The organism is Dactylosporangium sp. CA-152071, assembly GCF_050936335.1.
Lineage (GTDB): Bacteria > Actinomycetota > Actinomycetes > Mycobacteriales > Micromonosporaceae > Dactylosporangium > Dactylosporangium maewongense.
The window spans coordinates 2,473,216-2,499,063 of sequence record NZ_JBNJMZ010000001.1 but is presented as its reverse complement, the minus strand read 5'-3'; the positions used below and the strand labels follow the sequence as shown (position 1 = coordinate 2,499,063).

General features: G+C 71.1%; 24 protein-coding genes. 13 read left to right on the top strand and 11 right to left on the bottom strand.

All coding sequences use genetic code 11. The features are described 5' to 3' along the window. Positions 1-4: 4 nt before the first annotated feature. Both ACQEVZ_RS10925 and ACQEVZ_RS10920 read right to left on the bottom strand, forming a co-directional pair. Positions 5-727 (bottom strand): ABC transporter permease, encoded by a 723-nt coding sequence (locus tag ACQEVZ_RS10925; protein ID WP_433364836.1) that lies wholly within the window; start codon positions 725-727, stop codon positions 5-7. After that, the gene (locus tag ACQEVZ_RS10920; protein WP_433364828.1) at positions 724-1,452 is read right to left on the bottom strand and encodes an ABC transporter ATP-binding protein; all 729 of its coding nucleotides are present in this window, start codon (positions 1,450-1,452) and stop codon (positions 724-726) included. The genes ACQEVZ_RS10925 and ACQEVZ_RS10920 overlap by 4 nt, the downstream gene beginning before the upstream one ends. Before the next feature lie 202 nt (positions 1,453-1,654). On the opposite strand from ACQEVZ_RS10920, the gene ACQEVZ_RS10915 reads away from it, so the two are divergent. Together ACQEVZ_RS10915 and ACQEVZ_RS10910 are read left to right on the top strand one after the other, a co-directional pair. Further along, a complete protein-coding gene (locus ACQEVZ_RS10915) occupies positions 1,655-2,251 on the top strand; it encodes a hypothetical protein (protein WP_433364825.1) in 597 nt (198 codons plus the stop codon). Between the two features lie 176 nt (positions 2,252-2,427). Next, positions 2,428-2,790: a hypothetical protein gene (locus ACQEVZ_RS10910; protein ID WP_433364822.1), complete on the top strand. Its 363-nt coding sequence runs from the start codon at positions 2,428-2,430 to the stop codon at positions 2,788-2,790. A 55-nt stretch (positions 2,791-2,845) separates the two neighbouring features. On the opposite strand, the gene ACQEVZ_RS10905 is transcribed toward ACQEVZ_RS10910, so the two are convergent. Together ACQEVZ_RS10905 and ACQEVZ_RS10900 are read right to left on the bottom strand one after the other, a co-directional pair. Then, the gene (locus ACQEVZ_RS10905) at positions 2,846-3,916 is read right to left on the bottom strand and encodes a hypothetical protein (protein ID WP_433364819.1); all 1,071 of its coding nucleotides are present in this window, start codon (positions 3,914-3,916) and stop codon (positions 2,846-2,848) included. Beyond that, a complete protein-coding gene (locus tag ACQEVZ_RS10900; protein ID WP_433364816.1) occupies positions 3,913-4,437 on the bottom strand; it encodes a SigE family RNA polymerase sigma factor in 525 nt (174 codons plus the stop codon). Before ACQEVZ_RS10900 ends, ACQEVZ_RS10905 begins: the two co-directional genes overlap by 4 nt. Positions 4,438-4,601: 164 nt before the next feature. Here ACQEVZ_RS10900 and ACQEVZ_RS10895 point away from each other — a divergent pair, with 164 nt between their 5' ends. Further along, positions 4,602-5,243 carry an RNA-guided endonuclease InsQ/TnpB family protein gene (locus ACQEVZ_RS10895; RefSeq protein WP_433376724.1) on the top strand — a complete coding sequence of 214 codons (642 nt, stop codon included), beginning with the start codon at positions 4,602-4,604 and terminating at the stop codon, positions 5,241-5,243. An 83-nt stretch (positions 5,244-5,326) separates the two neighbouring features. Here the strand turns inward: ACQEVZ_RS10895 and ACQEVZ_RS10890 are convergent, their stop codons facing one another. Next, on the bottom strand, positions 5,327-6,508 hold the full coding sequence (locus tag ACQEVZ_RS10890) for an MFS transporter (protein WP_433364813.1): 1,182 nt from the start codon (positions 6,506-6,508) through the stop codon (positions 5,327-5,329). Positions 6,509-6,556: 48 nt separating this feature from the next. Between ACQEVZ_RS10890 and ACQEVZ_RS10885 the strand changes: the two genes are divergently transcribed. After that, on the top strand, positions 6,557-7,000 hold the full coding sequence (locus ACQEVZ_RS10885) for an N-acetyltransferase family protein (RefSeq protein WP_433364810.1): 444 nt from the start codon (positions 6,557-6,559) through the stop codon (positions 6,998-7,000). A 57-nt stretch (positions 7,001-7,057) separates the two neighbouring features. On the opposite strand, the gene ACQEVZ_RS10880 is transcribed toward ACQEVZ_RS10885, so the two are convergent. Then, entirely contained in the window at positions 7,058-7,489 is a 432-nt protein-coding gene (locus ACQEVZ_RS10880) for a Rieske (2Fe-2S) protein (RefSeq protein WP_344509748.1), read from the bottom strand. Positions 7,490-7,642: 153 nt separating this feature from the next. Then, entirely contained in the window at positions 7,643-11,188 is a 3,546-nt protein-coding gene (locus tag ACQEVZ_RS10875) for a ThuA domain-containing protein (protein WP_433364807.1), read from the bottom strand. Between the two features lie 612 nt (positions 11,189-11,800). Here ACQEVZ_RS10875 and ACQEVZ_RS10870 point away from each other — a divergent pair. Further along, complete coding sequence (locus ACQEVZ_RS10870) at positions 11,801-12,997, top strand: ABC transporter substrate-binding protein (RefSeq protein WP_433364804.1); 1,197 nt, start codon at positions 11,801-11,803, stop codon at positions 12,995-12,997. Positions 12,998-13,016: 19 nt separating this feature from the next. On the opposite strand, the gene ACQEVZ_RS10865 is transcribed toward ACQEVZ_RS10870, so the two are convergent. Then, the gene (locus tag ACQEVZ_RS10865) at positions 13,017-14,714 is read right to left on the bottom strand and encodes a sigma-70 family RNA polymerase sigma factor (RefSeq protein WP_433364801.1); all 1,698 of its coding nucleotides are present in this window, start codon (positions 14,712-14,714) and stop codon (positions 13,017-13,019) included. Positions 14,715-15,393: 679 nt separating this feature from the next. On the opposite strand from ACQEVZ_RS10865, the gene ACQEVZ_RS10860 reads away from it, so the two are divergent. From ACQEVZ_RS10860 to ACQEVZ_RS10830, 7 genes are all read left to right on the top strand, one after another. After that, a complete protein-coding gene (locus ACQEVZ_RS10860; RefSeq protein ID WP_344509417.1) occupies positions 15,394-16,905 on the top strand; it encodes a sugar ABC transporter ATP-binding protein in 1,512 nt (503 codons plus the stop codon). After that, complete coding sequence (locus tag ACQEVZ_RS10855; protein WP_344509419.1) at positions 16,902-17,927, top strand: ABC transporter permease; 1,026 nt, start codon at positions 16,902-16,904, stop codon at positions 17,925-17,927. The genes ACQEVZ_RS10860 and ACQEVZ_RS10855 overlap by 4 nt, the downstream gene beginning before the upstream one ends. Next, positions 17,924-18,895 (top strand): ABC transporter permease, encoded by a 972-nt coding sequence (locus ACQEVZ_RS10850; RefSeq protein WP_354905647.1) that lies wholly within the window; start codon positions 17,924-17,926, stop codon positions 18,893-18,895. The genes ACQEVZ_RS10855 and ACQEVZ_RS10850 overlap by 4 nt, the downstream gene beginning before the upstream one ends. A gap of 68 nt (positions 18,896-18,963) precedes the next feature. Next, positions 18,964-20,160, top strand: coding sequence for an ABC transporter substrate-binding protein (locus tag ACQEVZ_RS10845; RefSeq protein WP_433364796.1), 1,197 nt, complete (start codon positions 18,964-18,966; stop codon positions 20,158-20,160). Between the two features lie 12 nt (positions 20,161-20,172). After that, positions 20,173-21,030, top strand: a complete 858-nt coding sequence (locus tag ACQEVZ_RS10840) for a sugar phosphate isomerase/epimerase family protein (protein ID WP_433364793.1) — start codon at positions 20,173-20,175, stop codon at positions 21,028-21,030. Then, positions 21,027-21,398 (top strand): MerR family transcriptional regulator, encoded by a 372-nt coding sequence (locus ACQEVZ_RS10835; RefSeq protein WP_433364790.1) that lies wholly within the window; start codon positions 21,027-21,029, stop codon positions 21,396-21,398. The genes ACQEVZ_RS10840 and ACQEVZ_RS10835 overlap by 4 nt, the downstream gene beginning before the upstream one ends. A gap of 18 nt (positions 21,399-21,416) precedes the next feature. Continuing rightward, positions 21,417-22,391, top strand: coding sequence for a zinc-binding dehydrogenase (locus ACQEVZ_RS10830; RefSeq protein WP_433364787.1), 975 nt, complete (start codon positions 21,417-21,419; stop codon positions 22,389-22,391). A gap of 4 nt (positions 22,392-22,395) precedes the next feature. On the opposite strand, the gene ACQEVZ_RS10825 is transcribed toward ACQEVZ_RS10830, so the two are convergent. Both ACQEVZ_RS10825 and ACQEVZ_RS10820 read right to left on the bottom strand, forming a co-directional pair. Continuing rightward, a complete protein-coding gene (locus ACQEVZ_RS10825) occupies positions 22,396-22,959 on the bottom strand; it encodes a hypothetical protein (protein WP_433364784.1) in 564 nt (187 codons plus the stop codon). Between the two features lie 12 nt (positions 22,960-22,971). Then, complete coding sequence (locus ACQEVZ_RS10820; protein ID WP_433364781.1) at positions 22,972-24,237, bottom strand: hypothetical protein; 1,266 nt, start codon at positions 24,235-24,237, stop codon at positions 22,972-22,974. 135 nt (positions 24,238-24,372) lie between these two features. Between ACQEVZ_RS10820 and ACQEVZ_RS10815 the strand changes: the two genes are divergently transcribed. Continuing rightward, entirely contained in the window at positions 24,373-24,834 is a 462-nt protein-coding gene (locus ACQEVZ_RS10815; RefSeq protein ID WP_344509434.1) for a peroxiredoxin, read from the top strand. A gap of 9 nt (positions 24,835-24,843) precedes the next feature. On the opposite strand, the gene ACQEVZ_RS10810 is transcribed toward ACQEVZ_RS10815, so the two are convergent. After that, entirely contained in the window at positions 24,844-25,833 is a 990-nt protein-coding gene (locus tag ACQEVZ_RS10810) for a hypothetical protein (RefSeq protein WP_433364778.1), read from the bottom strand. Positions 25,834-25,848: the final 15 nt, after the last annotated feature.

Below are 25,848 nucleotides of genomic sequence, written 5' to 3'. Positions count from 1 at the left end.
CGGTTCAGGCGGTGACGTCCCGCCGGGCGAAGGTGACGAAGGCGGCGGTCAGCGCGAGTGCGCCGTACACCAGCACCCCGGCGAGACCGTGACTGTAGGGGACGCTGCCCGGTGCGCCGGTGACCACGCCCGCGAGCAGGCCGGGCAGCCAGTGGCCGGCGGCGGGGACCGTGTTGCGCGCGATGTTCTCCACCATGATGAACCAGAACAGCGCCACCCCGACCGCGATCGGCGTCGAGCGCAGCAGCACCCCGAGCGCCAGCCCGACGGTGCCGTACAGGATGGCGGCGAGCACCGTGTTCAGGTAGCCGGTCGCGGCGTCCGCCGGCCACGGCTCGGTGGGCGTGCCGCGGACGCCGGTGACGACCGCGGCCGCCGCGAGGCTCACCACCAGCGCGACGAGCAGCGCACCGGCCGTGCAGGCGGCGAGGGCGAGCAGCTTGCCGGCGAGGAGCCGGTCCCGCGACGGCTGGCGCAGCAGCAGCGTCCGCAGGGTGCCGAGGCCGTGCTCGGTGGTGACGCTGGTGAGGAACACCACGAGCACCACCACGCCGACGAGCCGCGACGCGTTCGTGAACCCCGCCGTCAGCCGAGCCGGCGGCACCGGCGCGGTCGCGAAGGTCAGCACCGTCACGAGGATCGTGAAGCCGAACAGGCCGCCGAGCGCCCCGTACAACACCCGCGGCCGGCGCAGCTTCAGCAGCTCCGACCTGAACGCGCGCATCATGACGACCGCCCTTCCGTGGCAGTGAACGTGGCAGTGAACATGGACAGGTAGCGCTCCTCGAGGTCGCCGCCGCCGGCGAGCAGCTCGCTCGTCGGGCCCTGGAACAGCCGCCGGCCGTCGCCGATGACGATCAGCCAGTCGCAGACCTGCTGGACCTCGGACAGCAGGTGCGAGGAGACCAGCACCGTGCGCCCGTCGTCGTTGATGGACCGCACGATCCCGCGCATGTCCCGGATCCCGGCCGGGTCGAGGCCGTTGGCCGGCTCGTCGAGGATGACCAGCGCCGGGTCGCCGAGCAGCGCCGCCGCGATCCCGAGCCGCTGCTTCATGCCGAGCGAGTAGCGCTGGAACGGCTTGTCACCGGTCAGCCCGACCCGCGCGAGCAGCGCCGGGATCCCGGTCGGGTCGAGACCGCCGAGGGCCGCCTGGACGGCGAGGTTCCGCGCGCCCGACAGGCCCGGGTAGAACGCCGGGCCCTCGATCATCGCGCCGACCCACGGCAGGTACGCGGCCGGCCGGCCGAGCGGCGCGCCGTTCACGCTGCCGTCGCCGGCGTCCGGCCGTACCAGCCCAAGCAGCATCCGCAGCGTGGTCGTCTTGCCGGCGCCGTTGGGCCCGATGAGCCCCGCGACCACGCCCGCCGGGACGTCCAGATCGAGCCCGTCCACGACGGCCCGGCCGCCGTACCGCTTCGTCAGCCCGCGTGTCCTGATGGCATTCGTCATGCCCCGCATCGTGGCCCGCACGCCCCCGCGGGGTCGTCAGGCCTGGGGACCGTCCACCCGCTGCCACCACGGTCGCAGCCGCAACCAGCCGCGTCCACCGTGCGATTGAGTCGGCGGCGGCAGGTGTACGACCAGCGCACGACCGTCCGGTGTGGACCACGGCACGACGCGCCCGACGGTCCCGGCCTCGAGCATGGGTCGCATGCATCGTCTCAACAACGGCCGGTGGGTCGGCCTGCTCGGCATCGGCTGGTTCGTCCTGTTCCTGCTCGGCGCCGCTGTCCTGCAGGGCGAGCCACCCCCGGCCGGCGCCCCGGTCGCCGAGGTCCGTGACTTCTTCCACGCCCACGGCACCCGCTACCTGGCCGGCGACTACGTCGCGGGCTGCGCCTTCATGCTGCTCCTCCTGCCCTTCGGCGCACTCCTGCCCCGCGCCCTGCACCTGCCCGACCGTCCACTGTGCTCATACGTCACCACCGGCGCCGTCGCCGCCCTCGTCACGGTCGGCGGCACGGCCACCTCGTTCCTGGACGCGGTGGCGATGGCCCACGGCGACACCCGCCTCGACGACTCGACGGTCACCGCTCTCCTGTACGCCAACAGCGCCGGCATCGCCCTCATCGGCCTCCCCGCCGCGGTGTTCGCCGCCGCCGCCGCCGCGACCCTGCTGCGCCACGCCCGCGCCCCGCTGGCCACCACCGCCCTCGGCTGGCTCGCCGCCGCCCTCCTGACCACCGGCGCCGTCTTCCCCCTCGCCGGCCCCGACCACGGTCCACTGTGGACCGTGGTCGGGGCGTGAGCTTCCTGACCCTGGGCCGCCTTCGTCCTGGAAACCTCGGCCCACCTCTTGACCCGCCAGCAGGACCGACAGCCGCACCGACACGCAATCGATTAGCCGGGCGACCGCAACCGCTCGGGAATTCGAAGAATCGCCTTCGCCGTCCCGTCTACTGGAGGTGCCACTAGGGTGGCGTGGTGGGCTACGACTTCGGCGGCTATGCGCTCGACGACTGGCAGATGGAATCCGTCCGGCTGGTCATGCTGGAGGCCGGTGCGATCGTCGGCGGCGGTCAGGAGCGGTTGTTCGGCAACGAGCGGTTCGCGCCGTCGCCCGAGTCGCTGCCGATCGCGCACTTCAGCTCCCCGGGCGGCTGGCAGGTGACCCCGGACCAGTGTGCGTTCATTGCCGGCCGGCTGCGGGCCGCCCTCGCCGCCGACCTGATCGGCGACATGGCCCTCTTCTACTCCGAGCAGCCGACGCAGCTGCGTGACTGGGTCGAGGAGTTCGCCGGCTTCAACGAGTCGGCCGCCACCACAGGCGGCTACCAGGTCCATTGACGCCCGCCCCGTCCGCAACGGGCCGGCCCGCAGCGCGGGCCGGCCCGCAGCGGCGTCAGAAACTGAGTTCGGCCGCCGCGCCGGTGAGGCCGGCCGACGGGCCGAGCTGCACGGCGGTCACGTCGGCGGAGCCGGGCAGGCGCACGCTGCGGCTGACCGCGCCGGTGGTGATGTCCAGCAGTTCGATGACGGCGTTGCGGTCCGCCCCGCGGCCGAGCACGGCGACGGTGGTCTCGTCGTACCAGCCGACGGGCGTCGAGCGGGGCGGCACGGTCGCGACGACCTTCCCGGACATCGCGTCGTACACCGGCGACGCGTGGGGCTGCGCCGACATGATGGTCGAGGCGTCCGTCAGCACGTACCGGCGAGACGGCGAATAACACGTGGCGCCCTCGACCGACCCGCCCGTGCCGTCGAGGCGCGCGCCGGGGGTGCCGTCGGGAGACAGGTACTGCAGCGGGCCCGGCTCGACCGTGTTGTCGGTCTGCGTGCCGCGCACGAGGACCAGGTAACGGCGCGAGTCGGCGGCCCAGCCGACCGTCGCGCCGAGGAGGTCCAGCGGGACCGGGGTGTTCGTGACGTGCCGGTCGGCCACGTCGACGCGGTGGGCGGTGAAGTGCACCGTGGGGTCCTTCTCGATCGAGGTCCACAGCACCGCGGTGCCGTCCGGCGACCACGACGGGCCGTTGCCGGCGGGGACGTCGACCCATTCGACGGCATCGCGGCCGCGGTCCAGCAACGCGGCCCGGTCGGCGAGGCCCAGCCGGCCGTTGTCGTTCACCGCCGCGCGGGTCAGGTCGGGGGACAGGACCACGGTGAACGGCAGCTCGCGGTACTTGCCGAGGGCCGGGTCGAGGATGCTGGAGCGCTCCTCGCGGGTGTAGACGTGCGCTACCTGAGGGCCGCCGCCGGGCGCGCCGGGCGCGGGTGCGCCGGGGTCCATCGGCGTGCCCGGCCCGCGCAGCAGCAGCGCGGGGACCGCCAGGGCGGCGGTGACCGCGACGGCCGCCGCGATCGCCACGGCACGGGTGCGCCGGCGCCAGCGGGCGGTGTCGAGGACGGTGTCCGCCAGACCCGGCGGCGGCACGAGGTCGGCGGGGAACGGAACGTCTCGCAGGTGCATCATGGCGCGGTCCTCACCATCGGGGTGGTCGCGAGGTCGGGGTACGCGGCCCGCAGCTTCGCCAGGGCCTTGGACGCCTGGCTGCGCACGGTGCCGAGGGAGATGTCGAGCAGCTGGGCGACCTCGGCCTCGGAGCGGTCCTCGTAGTACCGCAGCACCACGACCGCCCGTTGCCGCGCCGGGAGCGTGCGCAGCGCGTCGAAGACGCCGTGCCGGACCACGGTCTCGGCGGCGTGGTCGTCGCCCGTGGCGCGGTCCGGCGTGGCCGGCACCAGCGTCTCGGGCCGCCGGGAGCGCAGCCGCCAGCGGTTGATCTGATGGCGGTACATCGCCGTGCGCACGTACGCCTCGGGATGCTCCCGCCGGCGGATCGCGGCCCACCGCCGGACGGTGCCCAGCAGGGCCGTCTGCAGCAGGTCTTGCGCGAGATGGGTGTCGCCGGTCAGCAGGTACGCCGTGCGCAGCAGCGCGGCCGACCGGGTGGCCACGAACTCGCGGAATTCCCGCTCGTCCTCCGGGCTCATCGGAAACCTCCGTGGAAACCCTCGGCTTCAGCCGTGGGGAGGAAACAGAACCCCCGCGGAGCAGGGCAGGGAACGCCGGTCCGCCGCCTGAGCGGACCGGCGTATGGCCGCCTGTCACCGCGAGGTTCACTGATGCGTGTGCTAGCTCGCGAGCCGTGGCCAGGATGGTGAAGCGGGCGTTCAAGTACCGCTTCTACCCAACCGCTGGGCAGGCGGTCGAGCTTGCCAGGACGTTCGGGTGTGTCCGGTTGGTGTACAACATGGCGTTGCAGGCTCGCTCTGAGGCGTGGATCCTGCGCCAGGAGCGGGTGAACTACAACGCCACCAGCGCGCTGCTGACCGGCTGGAAGCGCACCGAGGAGCTGGCGTTTCTCAACGAGGTGTCCTCGGTGCCGTTGCAGCAGGCGCTGCGCCACCTGCAGGTGGCGTTCACCAGCTTCTTCGCGAAGCGGGCGAGGTATCCGACGTTCAAGTCCAGGAAGCGGTCGCGGCGGTCGGCGGAGTACACCACCAGCGCGTTCCGCTACCGGGAAGGTCGACTCATCCTGGCGAAGATGGCCGAACCCCTCGACATCGTGTGGTCGCGTCCGCTGCCCGAGGGCGCATCGCCATCCACGGTCACCGTGTCGCAGTGCGGGCAGGCCCACGACTGTGACGTGAACGCGGCCCGCAACATTCTCGCGGAGGGGCTCTCCGCGATTGCCTGTGGAGGCGGTGTAAGGCCTCAACGAGAGTCCTCTCGGACGGGGCGGTCGTCGGTGAAGCAGGAAACCCAGCGGGCGACCGCTGGAATCCCCCGCCTGTAGGCGTGGGGAGGATGTCAACCAGGGTCCTCTCCGTCGTGGCGGTGCCTCACCCTTCCAGACACCGCGACGCCCGGGAGCAATGCCTACGCCGGCGGGCGCAGTGCCGGAACGGTGGCGGCGGCGGGCCGCAGTGCGGGCGCGGTGGCGGCGACGAACAGCGCCAGCAGCACCGGGATAGCGAGCGCGCCCGGCAGGCCCGTGACGGTGCTGGCCGCGCCGATGAGCACCGGGCCGAGCAGGAAGCCGAGGTAGCCCAGGCCCACGACCCGGGCCAGGGCCCGGCCGGCGGCGTCGGGGTTGCGGTCGCCCGCGGCCGAGTACACCTGCGGCGCGATGAGCGCCATCCCGGCTCCCAGGCAGGCGAACCCGGCGACGCCCGCGGCCGGCGCGCCGACGAGCAGGGCGGCACCGAGCCCGCCGGCGGCGAGCAGCCCGCTGGCGCGGACCACGACGACCGGCCCGAACCGGGCGGTGAGCCGGTCGCCGACGAGCCGGGTGATCGTCATGGCGACCGAGAACGCGGCGAACGCCGCCGCGGCGAACCCGGCCGAGCTGTCCAGCTCGTCGCGCAGGTAGACGGCGCTCCAGTCGGCGGCGGCGCCCTCACCGACGAGCGCGCAGCAGACGAGGACGCCGAGGAACAGCACGCCCCGCACCGGACCGCCCCGCTCGGCCGGCGTCGCGGCGGTCGCCGGCACCGTGACCGTGCTCGGCATGGCCCACCACGCGGACCACGCGGCGAGGGCCACCATCGCGACGCCCACCGCGGCGAACGTGACGCGGGGGCCGGCGCCGGCGTGGGCGAACAGGCCGCCGGCGCTCGCGCCGATGAAGCCGCCGATGCTGTACACGGCGTGGAACGAGGACATGATGGGTGCGCCCCAGGCCCGTTGCACGTCGATCGCGTTGGCGTTCATGGCGATGTTCAGGGTGCCGTGCACGGCCCCGAACGCGAACAGTGCGGCGGCGAGCGTCACCAGCCCCGGCGCGTACGCGGGCGGGATGAGCACCAGGCCTTCGGCGAACGCGACCGGCAACATCACCCGCCGGCTGCCGAACCGGTCGACCAGGCGCCCGGTGGCCTGCATGCCGGTGATCGCCCCGGCGGCGAACGCCAGCAGCGCCACGGCGAGGGCGCCGTCGTTCAGCGCCAGATCCCGCTTGATCGCCGGGATGCGGGCGGTCCACACGCCGAGCGTGACGCCGAAGAGCAGGAACAACAGCGCGGTCGCGACCCGCGCCCGCACGAGGACACCGGCTTGCACGCGCCGATTCTGCCGCATTACCGGCGGCGTGCTGAATACCATCGACTGATGGATTTCCGCGAAGCCGTCCACGACGACCTGCCCGCCATCGTCGCGCTGCTGGGCGACGACGTGTTGGGCAAGGACCGGGAGGCGGCGGCGGTCGACGAGGTGTACGAGCGGGCGTTCGCGGCCGTGACCGAGGACCCGCGCAACGAACTGGTCGTCGCCGACGACGGCGGCGAGATCGTGGCGGCGCTGCAGGTGACGTACATCCCAGGGCTGGGCAGGCACGGTGCGGAGCGGGCGCTCGTCGAGTCGGTCCGGGTCCGCGCCGACCGGCGGGGGCAGGGGCTCGGTGCGGAGCTCATGACGTGGGTCGTGACGCGGGCCGGCGAGCGTGGCTGCGCGCTGGTGCAGCTGACCACCGACAAGCGCCGCGCCGACGCGCGCCGGTTCTACGAGCGGCTCGGCTTCGTCGCCAGTCACGAGGGCATGAAGCGGGACCTGTGACTGCCGTGCTGGCCGGCGCCGACGACGACCAGAACGACATCACTGGGGTCCCGCCGGTCAGGCCTGGGTGATCCGGCCGGCGTCGACCTTGATGGCGATCTCCTTCAACCCCGTGGTCGCCGGCCCGCTCATCCGGGCTCCGTCGGCGATCGCGAACGTCGAGTTGTGCGCGGGGCAGGTGGCGACGCCGTCCTTCGGCGCCGTGACCTTCACGCCCTTGTGGGGGCAGGCCGCGTTGTACGCCTTGAACGTGCCGGCGACCGGCTGGACGATCAGGACGTCGCCGACGACCTCCCCGCCGCCGACCGGGATCTCGGCGGTGCTCGCCAGGCTGGCCGCGGGCGCGGGCGCCGTGCTCTCGGCGGGAGGGGCGGACGTCGCCGGGGCGGCCGCCGCCCCGGACGAGGCAGGCTCGGAGCCGCAGGCCGCGAGCAGGGCCGTGGCGCCCGCCCCGGCGAGCAGCGCCCGGCGGCCCGCACACCATCGCATCGACACAGTTGAGCTCCTTCCGTGGGTTACCGATCCCGCACGGTACGCATCAACGGCATCGACCGCAATAAATTGCATGGTTCTTTCATGCCCCGTTAAGGCACGACGCCGGCCCCCGCGTCGTTACGGGGGCCGGCGCCGGGATCAGCGGGGTCAGGCCAGGGTGAACCTCCACTGCTGGTTGGTGGCGCCGTGGCAGGTCCACTGGAGCAGGCGGGCGCCGTCGTCGACGGAGTTGCCGTTCACGTCAACACAGAGTCCACTTTGGACGTTCTTCACCGTGTACACGCCGGAGGTGCCGGTCGGGGTCACGATGAACTTCTGGTTGTTGCCGTTGTTGCAGGTGAACTGCTGCAGGAAGGCGCCCGCGGCGGTGGAGCCCCCGACCACGTCGAGGCACTTGCCGCTGTGCACCGCCTTGAGGTAGACGGCGCCGCCACCGGCGTCGACCGCCTGCCACTTCTGGTTGTTGCCGCCGGTCGGGGCCCACTGGATGATCTGGGCCTCGTCGGCGGTGGAGACGCCGTTGACGTCGACGCTCTTGCCGCTGTGCTGGGCCGTCATCGTCCACGTCTTCCCGGCCACGCCGCCGGTGCCGGGCGTGCCCACGCCGGCCCCGCCGAAGGTGAACGAGTCGAGGTCGAAGCCGTTGTTCGCGCTGTTCTTGAACACCATGTAGAGCGTGTGGGTGCCGGACAGCGCGGCGGTGTTGACCGTCGCGGTGTTCTGGTAGTTGTCCCACCCGGTGGTGTTCGGGATCGCCGTCGTCGCCAGCAGGGTGCCGGTCGGCGAGTCGGCGCGCAGCTCGATGGAGCCGCCGCCGGTCGGCGAGGAGACCCGGTAGGTGACGTTGGTGATGCCCTGCAGGCTCATCGGGTTGAACGAGATCCAGTCGTTGTTGGAGATGTCGCCGATGCGCTTCGTGCTCTCCGCGCCGGCCTGGTCGATGACCCGGATGCCGGACTGTGCGGTGAAGTACTCCGCCTGCTTGTGCTTCGGCTGCAGGATGGCCTGGCCGTAGCCGGTCAGCGGGGCCGCGCCGCCCGCGCCGCCGTTGTCGGTGTACTTGGCGATGAGGGCGTAGAAGAGGTTCGCGCCGTCGGGGTGCCCGCCGAGCAGGTCGGTGGAGATGGTCCCGGAGCAGCCGGGGTACTCCGTGGTCTCGTGCAGGTGGTCGTCGTGGCCGAGGGCCGGGTTGACGTACACCTTGGAGCAGTCGATCGCGGCGCCGCCGGGGTCGGTGACCGTGACGGTGTAGGCGACCTGGTCACCGAAGTTGAGCATGCCGCCGTTCACCGGGGTGCTGACCGTGACGGTCGGCGCGGTGTTGCCGACGGTGATCTGCACGTTGGCGAAGCCGGTCTTGCCGGTGTTGTCGGTGACCTTCAGCTGTGCGGTGAAGTTGCCGTTGCTGCTGTACGTCTTGGCGGGGTTCGCCGCCGTCGACGTGGTGCCGTCGCCGAACGTCCACAGGTAGCTGATCGTGTCGCCCGGGTCCGGGTCCATCGATCCAGCGCTGGAGAACTGCACGCTCAGCGGGGCGTTGCCGTTGGTCACGTTGGCCGAGGCCTTGGCGATCGGTGACCGTCCACCTTGGACGTAGTCGATGCGGTAGAGGCCGGAGTCGTTGTTGCCGCCGCCGAAGTTGGAGCCCCATTCGAGCAGGTACAGCGAGCCGTCGGGGCCGAACTCCATGTCCATCGGCTTGTTGAAGTTGCCGCCGGGCAGGAACGTGTTGGTCCGGGTGACGGCGGTGTTGCCGTCGAAGTGGACCTCCTTGACGAAGTTGCGGGCCCACTCGTAGAAGAAGTGGACGCCGTCGTAGTACTGCGGGAACTTCGTCGAGGACGGGTTCGCCGCGTTGTACCGGTAGACCGGCCCGCCCATCGGCGCGGAGCCTCCGGCGCCGAGCTCCGGGAAGTTCGTCGAGGCCGGGTAGCCGTACCACATGTTCGGCGCGACGATCGGCTTCAGGTTGACCAGGCCGGTGTTGTTGGGGGAGTTGTTGACCGGCGCGGCGCAGTTGAACTTCGCGCCGACGACGCCGGTGTCGGGGTTGTACGGCGCGTAGGGCTGGTTGTCGCCGTGGCAGAAGGGCCAGCCGTAGTTGCCCGCCGTCTTGATGACGTTGAGCTCGACCAGGCCTTCCGGGCCGCGGTTGGTGGTCGGCGGGTTGCGGTCCGGGCCGTAGTCGGCCAGGTACACCCAGCCGTTGGCCGGGTCGATCGAGAAGCGGAACGGGTTACGGAAGCCCATCGCGTAGACCTCGGCCCGCGTCTGGGCGGTGCCCTGCGGGTACAGGTTGCCCGACGGGATCGTGTAGCCGCCGGAGGCTGCGGGCCGGATGCGCAGCAGCTTGCCGCGCAGGTCGTTGGTGTTGCCGGCGGTGCGGGCGGCGTCCAGGTTGGCCTTGCCGGACCGCCAGTCGAGGGGGGCGTAGCCCTGCCAGTTGGGGTCCAGGTTCGGTGGGGTGTCGTCGCCGGTACCGATGTACAGGTTGCCGTCCGGGCCGAAGGCGATGTAGCCACCGGTATGGCCGGGCTCGGGGAACGTGCGGTCGCGGTAGGCCGGGATGTCGATGATCGTGACGCCGCTGGACATGTTCAGCGTGTCGCCGCTCAGCGTGTACCGCGAGACCCGGTTGATGTCCGTCGTGCTGCTGGCCGGTGAGTGGTACAGGTACACGTAGCCGTTGCTGGCGAAGTTCGGGTCCAGCGCAAGGCCGGTGAGGCCGTCCTCGCCACCGGTGTAGACGCTCAGCGTCCCGGCGGTGACGGTGGAGTTGGTGCTCGGCTTGAAGATCTTCACCTGCCCAGCGCGCTGCACGTACAGGACGCGGCCGTCAGGCGCGACGGCGAGGGCCATCGGGTCGGCGGTGTTGTCGTCGAGGGTGCGCTTCTCGAAGTTGCCCCAGACGGTGCCGCCGCAGTCGCCCGCGAGGTTGCCCGCCGCCCACCGGATCCCGCCCAGGACGTGGTTGCGGAAGAACGTCTCGCTGTAGGACTCGATGGCGTGGCCCATGGCGGTGGTCCACACCCGGCCGCCGGAGGTGTTGCGGCACCAGGAGATCGGGTGGTCGCTGCCCATCGCGCGGGAGCCTGGGTTGTACGTGCGCTCGTCGGCGGTCACGAGCACGTGGACGTCGCCGCGCGGGTTCTTGTCGAAGTTGTACCACTCCTCGCTGCGGTTCCACCGGTCCGGCAGGCCCGCCGTGGACGGGTGGAACTTGTCGGCGACGATGGCCTGGCCGGCCAGGACGCCGGGGGAGTGTTCGGGCATGTGGGCGCCCGCGTTGACCGTCTGGTCCCACCACGGGTACTCGGTGTCGATGCCCATGTCGGTGGCGTTGTGGATGGCGACGATGCCCTTGCCGCTGGCCAGGTAGCCCTCGACGGCCGAGCGCTGGGCGGCGGTCGTGAACACCATGCCCGACGTCTGCAGCATGACGAGGACGTCGTAGGTGGCGAGGTTGGCCGGCGTGAAGACGGCCGAGTCCTCGCTGAACACCGCCTCGAAGTTGTTGGCGGCGGCCTGCTGCTGGATCATCTGGATGCCGGCCGGGATCGAGTCGTGCCGATACCCGACGGTCTTGGTGAACACCAGCGCGCGGAAGGCGGGCGCCGCCGACGCGGGCTGGACGAGCGCCATCGACAGCAACATGCCGACGATGGTGCCCAGGATCAACGTGCTTCTTCGCATGCCGTTTCCTCTCGGCGGGACAACGCGATGCGAGCCATGGGCGCACGACAGCACCCCCGTGGACAGGGTTGAGTGGCGCGTGAGTGATCCGGTCGATTCGACTGCCGTCCGCCGCGACGGACAGTGACATCGACTGGATGGAGACGCGCCAGCTGCCGTGACGAAGAGTCACATCGATGGGCTCTTCTGTCATGGCTCGCGGCGCCAAGCCTGCTCTGGCGAACCTTTTGAAGTCAATACGGACAACAAACGGGCAGCTCATAACGCTTTTTGCAGCTCAGTTCTGCGCCTCGGAGAGCACGGTTTCGTAGCTGTTTCGTCTTGATCGGGTTACGTCATTGCCAGCCGACGCTCAGACCTTTAACGTGACGGACACGATCTTTTGTCTTATCCAGCAGAAGTGCTGCACCGGTGACCGGAAGATCTAGCAACGTGAAGTTTGCTGCTTACGTTGAGTGCTGCACCGGGCTGTGAACGTCGACGCGATCGCGCCGGAGGTGACACGGCGTTAGGGGAAACCGCCGTGGCATCGCATTCGTTGCTCACGCTCCGAAGTGTTTTCCAAGGTCATCCATGGCAAGAGCTCCTGACACCCCATCCATAGGAGAACACGTGAGACGATCCACGTCCGTCGTCGCGGCGATGAGTGCCGCGTTGCTGATTCTGACCGGTTGTGCCACCGATGAGCCGACCACGACCGCCTCGGGCGCCGCGTCGTCGACCGCGGCGGCGGGGTCGGGGACCGGTGAGCAGTCGAAGTTCTTCGTGCAGGCCGATTACGACAACGAGCTGTCGCTGCTGCAGGCCACCGCCACCGGCCCCGCCGACAAGCCGTGGGAGCAGGTGCTCAACCCGAAGCTGGTCGACACGGCCAAGTACAAGAAGGCCGGCCCGTACAAGGTGTGCTTCTCCAACGCCGCGTTGAACAATCCGTGGCGGCAGGTCGGGTTCAAGGTGATGCAGGCCGAGGTCGAGGCGCAGAAGAGTCTCATCAAGGAGTTTGTGCACGTCGACGCGGAGGGCAAGGACAGCAAGCAGATCGCTGATATCAACGACCTGCTGGGCAAGGGTTGTGACGCGCTCATCGTCTCGCCCAACACCACCGCGACGTTGACTCCCGCTGTGGAGGCGGCCTGCGCCAAGGGTTTGCCGGTCATCGTGTTCGACCGTGGCGTGGACACGAAGTGTCCGGTCACGTTCATCAACCCGATCGGCGGTTACGGGTTCGGGCACGTGGGTGCGTCGTTCCTGTCGGAGAAGGTGAAGTCCGGCGGTAAGGTCCTCGCGCTGCGGATCCTGCCCGGCGTCGACGTCCTGGAGACCCGCTGGTCGGCGGCGAAGGTCCAGTTCGACAAGGCGAAGGTCAACGTCGTCGGCGTCGAGTTCACCGATGGTGACCCGGCGAAGACGAAGAAGATCGTCAACGACTACATCCAGCGGTACGGCACGATCGACGGCATCTGGATGGACGCCGGTGCCACCGCCGTCGCCGCGGTCGAGGCGTTCCAGGACGCGGGCAAGCCGGTCCCGCCGATCAACGGCGAGGACCAGCTGGACTTCCTGAAGCTGTGGAAGGACAAGAAGCTCACCGCGATCGCGCCCACCTACCCGACCTACCAGTGGCGCACCCCGATCATCGCCGCCCTGAAGATCCTCAACGGCGAGCAGGTGTCCAGCCCGTGGAAGCTGCCCCAGCCGACGATCACGCAGGACAACCTCGACAAGTACGTCGACGCCAACATGCCGCCGCTGCACTACGCCATGTGCGGCTGCACCGACCTGCCCGGCTACCCCCAACGCTGGAAGTAAGGTCGGGTCGGGACGCCGATCAGACCTGCGTGAATCGCCACTGCTGGTTGGTGCTGCCCTGGCAGGTCCATTGGACCAGCCGTGTGCCGTCGGTCGCCGCGTTGCCGAAGACGTCGACGCACAGTCCACTCAGGACGTTTCTGATGATGTAGACACCCGCGGTCGCCGTCGGGGTCGGTGCCGGCGTTGCGACAGGTACCGGTGTGATGGTGAACCTCTGGTTGTCGTCGTTGTTGCACCGGTACTGCTGCAGGTACGCCCCTGCGGTGGTGGAGCGGGCGTCGACGTCCAGGCACTTGCCGGAGTGGACGGCTTTGAGATTGACGGTGCCACCGCCGGCGTCGATGACCTGCCACCGCTGGTTGTCGGCGCCGGTCCCGGGCCATTGGACGACCGGGGCTCGATCGGTGCCGGACTGCGCCTCGACGTCCATGAGCTTGCCGCTGTGCTCCGCGGTCAGCGTCCACGTCCGCCCGGTGACCGGCATGGTGCCCGAAGGGCTTGGTCCCGATGTCGAGGATGCGGTGGGCCCGCGTGTGACCGGTGCCGGTCCTTTGCTCGTGGATCCGGCGGTGGCCGGTGGTCGCGGCGGTGTGGGCGGTGCCACCGCGACGCGGGTGGGCGCGGGTTCCGCCGGTGGCGTGGACACCGCGATCGGCGTGACGACGACACCGGCCACGATGACCGTGCCCGCGACGAGGGAGACGATGGGATGTGCCGCTACGGCAGCCGCGACCTTGCCGGTCAGCGAGAAGTGCACGGTGCCGGTCGCGGCGGCGCCGGAGGCGGCGTGCGCGAACGAGCTCGCCGCGCCCGTGGCGGCCGCCGGAAGCAGGCCTTTGGCTGTGAGGGCGGCGATGAGCGTGGCCGGGACGGGGAGCACGGCGAGGGCCGTGATGATCTTGTCGATCCTGATCAGGTCTGCCGTGGTCGCGGTGCAGACGGCGCAGTCGCGGATGTGCCGGGCGATCCGTTTGCGCCAGACGGTCGACGGCTGCCCGTCCCATTCGGACACGACGGTGTCCAGGCGGGCGCAGCGAGGCTCGGCGGACAGAGCGCTGACGATTCCCCGGCACCGCTCCAGCTGCTCGCGCATCCGCTGCAGACGGACACCGGCGTGCGCGACGTTCACCCCCATGGCTTCGGCCACCTCGGCGCGGCTCATGAGTTCCGCCGTTTCCTGCCACCACAACGACAGCAGCGTCCGGTCGTCCGGATCCAGCCATCGGCTCGCCTCGGCCAACCGGCGTCGCTGCTCCGCGAGCTGCATGTGCAGCACTGTCGTGCGCTCGATGTCCGGCGCGCTGTCCGCGACGTCGGCCGCCTCCTCGATCGCAGTGGTCCGCGCTGCCGCGGACTGCCAGCGATCCCTGTGTCGGCCGATCTGATGCATCGCCACGGCGGCCAGCCACGGCCGGAAGCTCTCAGGACTGCGCAGGCCCGGCAGGTCTCGCAGCACCAGCAACAATGTCTCCTGCACGACATCGTCCACGTCGGCGGGGCTGCCCACGGCCCGGCCGACGATGTTGTACAGCAGAGGCAGGCACGCCGAGATCAACTCGTCACGCGCGTCCCTGCTGCCGGCCTGCGCGGCGATGACCAGCGGCGCAAAGTCGCCCCGGAAGGTCAGGGGCGGTACAGATGACGGCTTCCGCAGCCGGGGTGCCGGTCCGCCCTGGTTCACGGCGCGGCGAGTGGGCCAGCTGTCGGTCTCCACACGGCGCGCCCACCGGCTCGCTGTCTGTGCATATCAGGTCCCACAATCGCTGTCATGAATGCGCAGGTCGTGCATCGGCCCACCACAGTGGCGACGGAAGACGATGATGTCAAGATCCCACCGAATGGCGGTCCATTGCGCGAATGGACATAACAATTTTTACGGGAGCGATTCGGCGACGTCTCGAACGTTCCTCTCGGCGGGCCAACGGGATGCGGTCACGGGCGCACGACACATCGACCCTGCGGCTGCGCAGGGTTGCGCGAAGCATGAGATTCCGGCCGGATCGACTGTCGCTCGCCGCGACGGACAGTCACACTCAGGGTTCCCGGGCCGTGTCTGCGACGCCAAGCGTGCTAGAACCATCTCCAGAAGTCAATATATGAGCAGGTAGGCGGCGCTTTCCAGCCAGCTCGGCCGGTAGAGCGCTCTCACTGACCTCGTCCGTTCGGCCGGTCGAACTCGGTCGATCAGTGGAGGTTGAGCAACGGCTTTGTTTCGGTGACGTTGCGCCGTTGCGGCTGAACATTGAAACATTTACTCTGCTCTCCGCGACCTTTAGTCGAAACTTGCAAAAGTTCCGGACTTCAACGGCGAAAGTCCCCACGCTACGTGCTCCACCGATGCTCGACCGCAATCACGGCCGTCTTCGATGGTTACGGTCAGTTAGGGGTTTGTGATGCCCGAAACTCCCCCGCTCCTCCGCTTGGGCGGGATCGGCAAGGCCTTCCTCGGCGTGCGCGTGCTGTCCGATGTGGACATCGACGTGCGCGCGGGCGAGGTGCACGCCGTCGTCGGCGAGAACGGCGCCGGCAAGTCGACCCTCATGAAGATCATCTCCGGGGTGTACACCCCCGACGGCGGCACGATCGAGCTCGACGGCCGCGCCGTGGGTTTCAAGGGGCCGCGCGACGCTCAGGCCGCCGGAATCGGGATCATCCACCAGGAGTTCAACCTGCTGCCCGAGCGCACCGTCGCCGAGAACGTGTTCCTCGGCCACGAGCCCGTCCGGCGCGGCCTGGTCGACCGCAAGGCCATGCACGCGCGGACCGCGGAGCTGCTCGCCGCCGCCGGCGAGACGTCCTTCGACCCGGGCGTGAAGGTCGGCCGGCTCGGTGTCGCCCAGCAACAGGTCGTCGAGATCGTCAAGGCGCTCGCCCTCGACGCGCGCCTGCTCATCATGGACGAGCCGACCGCCGCGCTCGCCGACCACGAGGTCGAGCTGCTCTACGCCCTCGTCCGCCGGCTGCAGGAGCGCGGCATCGGCCTGCTGTACGTGTCGCACCGCCTCACCGAGGTCTTCGACCTGTCCGACCGGATCACCGTGCTCAAGGACGGCCGCCGGGTCACCACCCTCGCCACCCGCGACACGACCGGCGACCAGCTCGTCAAGCACATGGTCGGCCGGGACCTGGCCAGCTACTACCCGCCGCGGGCCGAGCCCGGCGACATCGGCGCGGTCCGCCTCGCCGTCCACAGTGGAGCGAACCACAAGCTGCGCGGCGTCGACGTCGAGCTGCGCGCGGGGGAGATCCTCGGCATCGGCGGGCTGCAGGGCTCCGGCCGGTCCGCGCTCGCCCGCGCGATCTTCGGCGCCGACCCGTTCACCGCCGGCACGGTCGAGCTCGACGGCACGCGGATCCAGCTGCGCTCGCCCCGCGCGGCGATCCGGGCCGGCATCGCGTACGTGACCGAGGACCGCAAGGGCGAAGGCATCGTCGCCGGCCAGTCGGTGCTCGACAACGCCCTGCTCGCCGGCCGCGCCGTCTTCCCCAGCTGGCGCGGCCGGACCGACCGCACCGTCAAGGTGCGCGACCTGCTCGCCGCCGTCGAGGTCCACGCCGCCGGCGAGGATCAGGAGATCCGCTTCCTGTCCGGCGGCAACCAGCAGAAGGTCGTCCTCGCCCGCTGGCTCGCGCTCGGCCCGAAGATCCTGCTCTTCGACGAGCCGACCCGGGGCATCGACGTCGGCGCCAAGTCCGCCATCCACGACCTCGTCCGCCAGCTCGCCCGCGACGGCGCCGCCGTGCTGATGATCTCCTCCGAGCTGCCCGAGCTGCTCGGCATGAGCGACCGGATCGTCGTCATGCGCGACGGGGCCATCGCCGGACAGCTGCCCGCCGGCGCCAGTGAAGAGGACGTCGTCGGGCTCGCCACCGGCGCGTTGACCGTTGAAGAGGTGACTGCGTGACCGTCGCTCCGCCGGTACCGGCGAAAGCCCCCACGATCAAACTCAAGGTGTCCGCCGCCGGGCCCGCCCGCGGCGTCTACATCGCCCTCGCGCTGACGCTCGTGATCGGCTGGATCGTCGTCGCGATCGACGGCGGGTCGCTGTTCAACCAGTCCACAGTGGTCAGTCTGCTGCACGTCGCGACCGGCCTCGGGCTCGTCGCCGTCGGCCAGACCATCGTCATCCTGGCCGGCTCGCTCGACCTGTCCGTCGCGTACGTGATCAGCATCAGCACCCTCGTCGCGGCCGAGACGATGGCGGGAAGCGACGGCAACATCCTGCCGGCGCTCGGCCTCGTGCTGCTCGTCGCCGCCGCCATCGGACTGCTCAACGGGCTGCTGGTGACGAAGCTGCGGATCAACGCGTTCATCGCCACCGTCGGCGTCGGGCTGCTGCTCAAGGGGTACCTCGACAACGGCTACGACGGCCCGGCGGGCAAGACCGCGCCCGCGTTCGTGCAGAGCCTCGGCTACCAGCGGATCGGGCCCGTGCCGGTCGCGTTCCTGCTGCTGCTCGCCGTCGCCGCCGCGGCCTGGTTCGCGGTGCGCAACACCCGCTTCGGCCACCACCTCATCGCCGTCGGCGGCGACCCCGACGTGGCCCGGCTCTCCGGCGTCCGCAACGACCGCATCCTCATCGTCGCCCACGTGCTGTGCGCGCTGTGCTCCGGCCTCGCCGGGATCTACCTCGCCAGCCGGCTCGGCTCCGGCGCGCCCCGCGTCGGCGTCGAGGGCCTCTACGACCTGGAGTCGATCGCCGCCGTCGTGCTCGGCGGCACCGCCCTCGCCGGCGGCCGCGGCGGGGTCCTCGGCACCGTCGGCGGCGTGCTGCTGCTCGCCAGCATCGACAGCATCTTCAACCAGCTCGAGGTCGACGCGTTCTTCAAGCAGGTCATCCGCGGCGTGATCATCATCGCGGCGGTGGCCGTCTACGCCCGGCGGATGCACCGCCGCCGCACCACGTCCCGGAAGGCGGCAGCATGACGGCCACCGTGTTGGAGAAGCAGAAGGCCAACCTGCTGCGCCCCGGCGGGATCACGCCGATCATCGGGATCCTCACGATCCTGCTGGTGCTCGTCGCCATCCGGCAGCCCGACTTCTTCGCCCCGGCGTCGCTGCTGTCGTTCGTCGGCCGGTCCGCGCCCATCATCCTGCTCGCCGCCGGGCAGTACTTCGTCATCGTCTCCGGCGAGTTCGACCTCTCCGTCGGCTCGCTCGTCACCGCCCAGGTCGTCGTCGCGGCCCGGCTCATCGACAGCGACCCGTCCCGGACCTGGCCGGTGGTGCTCGTCGTGCTCGCCTTCGGCGTCGTGGTCGGGCTCGTCAACGGCCTCGTCACCACGCTGCTGAAGGTCCCGTCGTTTATCACGACCCTCGGCATGTACCTGATCCTCGTCGGCGCCGTCTACCTGTGGTCCGACGGCGCACCCAAGGGCGGCCTGTCCGAGGAGTTCCGCCGCTTCGGCCGGCGCGCGTTCGAGGACGTGCCGCTGCTCGGCCGGGTGCCCTACGCGCTGCTCATCCTCCTCGGCGTGGCCGCCGTCGCGGTCGCCGTCACCCGCTCCGACTTCGGCCGCACCCTCGTCGCCGTCGGCGGCAACCCGCGCACCGCCGAGCTCACCGGCGTCCGGGTGTGGCGCACCAAGACCATCGCGTTCGTGCTCAGCGGCGTCTTCGCCACCGTCGCCGCGATCCTGCTCGGCGGCTACAGCGGCGTGTCGTTCCAGGCAGGCGCCGGCCTCGAGTTCGGCGCGATCACCGCCGTCGTCCTCGGCGGGGTTGTCCTCGGCGGCGGCCGCGGGGCCGTCGCGGGCGCAATGCTCGGCGCCCTGACCCTCGAGACGCTTTTCGCGCTGCTCAACTTCTACGGCGTCTCCGGCGCCCTCAGGTCAACCGTCCAGGGCCTGATCATCCTCATCGCCGTCGCGGTCGGAGCACTGCGCCGCCGCTAAGGCGCCGCAACCGGATCGCCGCGCCGCCGCTGAGGCGCGCACCCCACACCCCATCCCGAGGAGAACACGTGAGACGAACCACGTCCGTCGCCGCGGCCATGACGGCTGCGTTGCTGATCCTGACCGGCTGTGCCACCGACGAGCCGACCACGACCGCCTCGGGCGCCGCGTCGTCGACCGCGGCCGCCGGATCCGGCACCGGTGAGCAGTCGAAGTTCTTCGTGCAGGCCGACTACGACAACGAGCTGTCGCTGCTGCAGGCCACCGCCACCGGCCCCGCCGACAAGCCGTGGGAGCAGGTGCTCAACCCGAAGCTGGTCGACACGGCCAAGTACAAGAAGGCCGGCCCGTACAAGGTGTGCTTCTCCAACGCCGCGTTGAACAATCCGTGGCGGCAGGTCGGGTTCAAGGTGATGCAGGCCGAGGTCGAGGCGCAGAAGAGTCTCATCAAGGAGTTTGTGCACGTCGACGCGGAGGGCAAGGACAGCAAGCAGATCGCTGATATCAACGACCTGCTGGGCAAGGGTTGTGACGCGCTCATCGTCTCGCCCAACACCACCGCGACGTTGACTCCCGCTGTGGAGGCGGCCTGCGCCAAGGGTTTGCCGGTCATCGTGTTCGACCGTGGCGTGGACACGAAGTGTCCGGTCACGTTCATCAACCCGATCGGCGGTTACGGGTTCGGGCACGTGGGTGCGTCGTTCCTGTCGGAGAAGGTGAAGTCCGGCGGTAAGGTCCTCGCGCTGCGGATCCTGCCCGGCGTCGACGTCCTGGAGACCCGCTGGTCGGCGGCGAAGGTCCAGTTCGACAAGGCGAAGGTCAACGTCGTCGGCGTCGAGTTCACCGATGGTGACCCGGCGAAGACGAAGAAGATCGTCAACGACTACATCCAGCGGTACGGCACGATCGACGGCATCTGGATGGACGCCGGTGCCACCGCCGTCGCCGCGGTCGAGGCGTTCCAGGACGCGGGCAAGCCGGTCCCGCCGATCAACGGCGAGGACCAGCTGGACTTCCTGAAGCTGTGGAAGGACAAGAAGCTCACCGCGATCGCGCCCACCTACCCGACCTACCAGTGGCGCACCCCGATCATCGCCGCCCTGAAGATCCTCAACGGCGAGCAGGTGTCCAGCCCGTGGAAGCTGCCCCAGCCGACGATCACGCAGGACAACCTCGACAAGTACGTCGACGCCAACATGCCGCCGCTGCACTACGCCATGTGCGGCTGCACCGACCTGCCCGGCTACCCCCAACGCTGGAAGTAGAAGGAGCCGCTCGTGCGCGCCATCGGTGCCAACCCCTGGATCTGGTCCTCGCCCGTCGACGACGCCGCCCTCGCTGCGCTCGTGCCACGCCTCGCCGAATGGGGCTTCGACGCGGTCGAGCTGCCGATCGAGCAGGTCGGTGACTGGGACCCGGCGCGCACGAGCGACCTTCTCGCCGCGCACGGCCTCCGCGCCGCCGGGGTCTGCGCGGTCACGCCGCCGGGCCGCGACCTGGTCTGCACCGACGACGCCACCGTCGCGTCGACCCGGGCCTATCTACGGGCCTGCGTCGACGCGGCGGCGGCCGTCGGCGCGCCCTGCGTCGGCGGGCCCGTCTACGCCGCCGTCGGCCGCACCTGGCGGATGACCCCGCCGGAGCGGCAGGCCTGCTACCGGGACTTCCGGGAAGGACTCGCGCCCGTCGCCGAGCACGCCGGGGAGCTCGGCGTCACCATCGGCGTCGAGGCCCTGAACCGCTACGAGACGAGCGTCGTCAACACGATGGAGCAGACCGTCGAGCTGATCGAAGGCCTGCCCGCCAACGTGGGGATCATGCTCGACACGTACCACATGAACATCGAAGAACGCGATCCCTATGCGGCCGTGGCGGTCGCCGGCCCGCACATCAAGCACGTCCAGGTCAGCGGCACCGACCGGGGCGCACCGGGCAGCGACCACCTCGACTGGCCACGCTTCCTGGCGGCGCTGGACAAGGCCGGCTACGCGGGCGCGCTGTGCATCGAGTCCTTCACGGCGGAGAACGAGACCATCGCCACCGCCGCGTCGATCTGGCGCCCGCTCGCCGAGACCCAGGACCGCCTCGCGCTGGACGGCCTCGCCTACCTGCGGAGCGTTATGTTCGAGGCATGAAGATCGGCGAGCTGTCGCGGCGGACGGGCGTCAGTGCCCGGGCGTTGCGGCACTACGAGGACGAGGGGCTGCTGCACCCCGGCCGGTGCAGCAACGGGTACCGGGACTTCGGTGAGGACGCCGTGGACGCGGTGGGGCAGATCCGGGCGCTGATCGACAGCGGCCTGCCGACCAGGATCATCCGCGACGTCCTGCCGTTCCTCGACGGCCCCTCGCAGGTGCTGCCCGCCACACCCTGCGCGTACTTCCTGGAGGAGGTCGCCCGGCAGGTGGAGCAGCTACAGCGCCGCATCGCGTGCCTGACCCGCAACCGCGACGCCCTCGACGCCTACCTGCGGGCCGCGCGCTTGACCCTCACGCAACCGTGAGGGTTCTACGGTCGCGCCATGCGAGCGCTTCTCCAGACCTCCCTGCACGGCCCCGCCGGCCTCCGGCTCGTCACCGACGCCCCCGTGCCCGTCCCCGGCCCCGGCGAGGTCCTGATCCGCGTCGGCGCGGCGGGCGTCAACTACGCCGACGTCATGCGGTCCCACGGCACCTACGAGGGCGGCCCGGCGGCACCGTTCGTCGCCGGGCTCGAGGCGGCGGGTGAGGTCGTCGCGGCCGGACCGCACGTCACCGCCGTCCATGTCGGCGATCACGTCGCCGGTACGGGCGCCGGCGCCTTCGCCGAGTACATGCTGCTGAACGCGGCCGCGCTGACGCCCGTGCCGGCCGGCTGGACCGACGAACAGGCCCTCGGGCTCGTGCTCAACTGGGCCACCGCCCTTGCCGCGCTGCGCCCCCTCGGCCGCGTCACCGCGGGCGAGACCGTGCTGATCACGGCCGCCGCGGGCGCCGTCGGCCAGGCCGCGACGCGCCTCGCCGTCCACTACGGCGCGACGGTCATCGCCGCCGCCTCCGCCGGCAAGCACGACCTGGTGCGAAAGCTGGGCGCGGCGCACGTCCTCGACGCCCGGACCGCCGACGTCGCCGCCGGCACGCTGCGCCTCACCGCCGGCCGCGGCGCCGACCTGGTGCTGGAGTCGGCCGGCGGCGCGTCATTCCGCGCCGCCCTCGCCGCGGCCCGCCGGGTCACCGGCCGGGTCGTCGTCTACGGCGTGGCCGGCGGCGACGCCACGGTCAGCAACCGCGAGCTGAACTTCACCCACCCCGTCCACGTCATCGGCCTGCACCTCGGCGTCCTCATCGACACCGCACCCGACCTTTACGCGGCGCTGCTCACCGAGCTCACCGCACTCCGCGCGGCCGGCGTCCTGACCCCCGGCACCCCGGCCGTGCACCCGCTGGCCGACGGGCCGGAGGTCCTCGCCGCCCTCCAGTCCCGCACCACGACCGGCAAGCTCGCCCTGCGCCCCTGACGGGCTACCCGGGCAGGTGGGCGACGACGAGCCGGGCGAGCTTCTCCGTGTCGGACCGGCTCCGGCCGGCCTTCGGCGCGTCCTTGACGCCCGTGGAGATGACGAGCAGGGCGTCGCCGGCAGCCAGGACGAGGACCTGGCCGTTGGGGGTGTCCCAGTACGCGTCGCTGCCGACGCCCGCGACGGCGACGGCGTCGGCGGTGCGCTGCCGGGTGAACTGCGAGCGGTTGTCGGCGGCGCCGGCCGGCGTGAGGGCGCGGCGGTAGCCGACGTTGGCGTAACGCTGGTCGTCGGCGGTCCAGTACACGCACGACGTGAACTTCGTGTCGGTCTTGCCGGGCTCGTTGTCGGTGAACTTCGGCGCGGGCTTGAGCTCGGCGCCGAGCACGGTCTTCGCGTCGGCCGCCTGATAGAACTCGCAGCCGGCGACCGGTGACGCCGCCGCTGCCGTCGCGCTGGAGGTGGCGGCGGCGGTCGTCCGCGGTGGGGCCGGTGCGGGGGTGGCGGTGCCTGAGCAGGCGGCGAGCGCGGTCACGGTGAGCAGGAGCGCGGGTGCGACGGATCGCATGGCGATGTCCCTTCAGTTCGCTGCGGCGCGGACGGATGCGGTGGCGTCGGTGGACACGGTCTGCCAGGGGGTGCCGAACACTGCCTGGGCGGCGGTGTCGACGGTGCGGCGCTTGCGGACGACCTCCGTGAAGAAGGCCAGCATCTTCGCCTCGCCGTAGCGCTGGGCGAGGTAGGTGACGGCGAGCAGGGCGATGCCGTAACGGGCGGCGGTCTCGTCGAACGTGGCGTCCGCCGGCGGGCGGGTGAGGACCAGCGAGCCGTCCCACTTGCCGGCCGCCAGGTACCGGCGGACCGACGGCAGGTCGTTGCGCAGCTCACCGCCCTCGCCGTTGGCGATGTACGCGGCGACGCCCTCGGTCAGCCACCACGCGGGGCCGGGCGGGGCGATCCCGCCGAGGGTCACGACGTGGGCGAACTCGTGGGTGATCAGGGTGGGCAGCCACGAGTCGGTCATCGTCTTGTGGTCGACGACGACGTCGGCCGCGCCGGGCTGCAGCGGGATCGTGTAGGCACCGGCGTTGGCGGCGCCGCCCGCGTACCAGTCCTTCCACTGCTCCTCGCCCGCGACGTAGACGAAGTACCGCTTCGGCGGGCCGTCGAACGAGGCGGCGAAGCGGTCGTCGGTGACGGTGGCCGCCTCCGCCGCGCGCAGCACCCGGTCCAGCACCACCGGGTCACCTGCGGCGTCGCCGGCCGGTCCGGCCACGGTGACCCGGCCGCCCTCCTTGACTGCGAGGGTCGTCGCGTCCCAGGGGCGGTGGGTCTGCTCGTGCCCGGAGAGCCGCAGCCGGCCGTGCACCACCGACCACTTCGTGGCGACCCGCAGCCGCACGGGCGTGCAGTCGTCGTCGGCGAAGCAGTAGCCGACGTCGACCGGCACCCGCCACGTGTCGTCGGTGCGGGACGGCAGGTCGGCGGTCTCCATCGTCCAGCGCCGCACGCGCAGCGCCGTGAGCGAGTCGAACCGCCGGCCGGCCTGCTCCCGCAGCGGCGCGTCGTCGGCGGCGATCGCCTGCAGGTAGCCGTCGCGGTCACCACGCAGCAGCGCCGCAGACTGCTGGGCCAGGACCTCCTGGATCGCGAACAGCGGGTTCTCGTCGGGCCGGACGACCGGCCCGGTGAGGGCGATTCCGGCACCGTACGCAGTGGGCGCCGGCGGCACCAGTAACGTGATGAGCACAGCGAACGCGGTCACCGCGGCGACGGACAGGACGAGCAGCGCGCCGTGGCGCGGGTCGGCCTGCCGTATCCGCTGCGTCCACTGGGATCGGGTCACGTCCGGACCGTAGCCGCGCGGCGCCCGCCCGCCGGCCCGCCGCCGCGGGTGTGGCATCTTTCCGGGAGCCGCCGGTTGCGCCCGCCCCGCGCGGCGAACAGGATGAGCGCGGATCTTGAATGAGGGGATGGTCGCATGAACGTCGGGGACGTCGTCGAGGACTTCGAGCTCGCGGACGAGCAGGGGGTGACCCGGTCACTCACCGGCCTGCTCGCGGACGGGCCGGTGGTCCTGTTCTTCTACCCGGCGGCGCTGACCGCCGGCTGCACCGCCGAGGCATGCCACTTCCGCGACGTGTACACCGAGCTCAAGGCCGTCGGCGGACATCCGGTCGGGATCAGCGGCGACGAGGTCGAGCGGCAGGCGGAGTTCGCGAAGAAGCACAGCCTCGGCTATCCGCTGCTGTCGGACCGCGACGGCGTCGTGCGGGCCCTGTTCGGCGTCGGGCGCGGCCCCCTCGGCCTCACCGCGACGAAGCGCATCACCTTCGTCATCGACACCGACCGCACGATCCTCGAGGTCATCAAGAGCGAGATCCGGATGGACGTGCACGCCGACAAGGCCGTCGCCGCGCTCCGCAAGCGGCAGGCCGCGTAAGGCCGACGCTCAGCCCGGGTCCTTCATGGAATGGTGCGGCACCGTTCCGCCGGACAGCTCACGGATGCGGGCGAGGAGCGCGACGACGAACCGGTCGGTCCCGAAGTCCCACGAGCCGCCGTCCCAGTAGTGCGACCGCTGCTGGAAGAACAGGCACGCGCGCAGCACGTCGAGGTCGCCGGGCAGGTCGCCGGTGCGCTCCCAGTCGCGGCGCGCCGGGGCGACCACCTCGGCCAGGCCTTCGGAGCCACCGTGCAGGTCGTAGCCGTTGTACGTGTGGGCGAACGTCACCAGCTCCGGGAACCCGGCACCCTCCCCGGGCACCGCGACGAGCGGCGGGTCGGGCCGCTCCCGCACGCGCACCTCCCGCGCGGTGACCTCGTGCCGCTCGGCGAACACGTCGACGATCAACCTGGTGTCCGGCCCGGCCGGGTCGAGGCGGAGCTCGAACCGCCCGTGCATGCCCGGCACCTGGAACGACATCCGCGGCTCGGCCAGCTCCAGCAACACCTCCAGCTCCGGCAGCCGCAGGGCGTGCTGGTCGACGAGGTGCTGCACGCGGGCCCGGATCACCGCGTGGACGAACACCTGGATGCGGCGCAGCGTCCCGGCGGGCACGTCGAAGCGCCGCGGCGGCTCGAGCACCGCGGCGAGGTGCGCGTGGTTCGCGCGCCGGGCGAGGTCGGCGGGGCGGTCCCCGGCGGCGGTGCGCAGCCCGCGCCAGGCGCCGAGCGCGACGAGCCGCTCCACGACCTCGACGGGCGCGCCGCCGTGCGCCGCCTGGTGCAGCGGTGCGAACCAGGACGCGCCGCCGGGGCGGGCCGAGTTCACCAGTCCGGGCTCGTCCGCCAGTACCGCGAAGACACCGGCCCAGTCGTAGCGCTTCGCGCAGTCGGCGAGCCGCTGCCGCCGCGCCATGCCTGCCTGCGTCGTGCCTGCGGTGGTGCCTGCCTTGGTGGTGCCTGCTTTGGTCGTGCCGTCCCATGCCTGCTCGCCCACGGACGCATCCTGCCG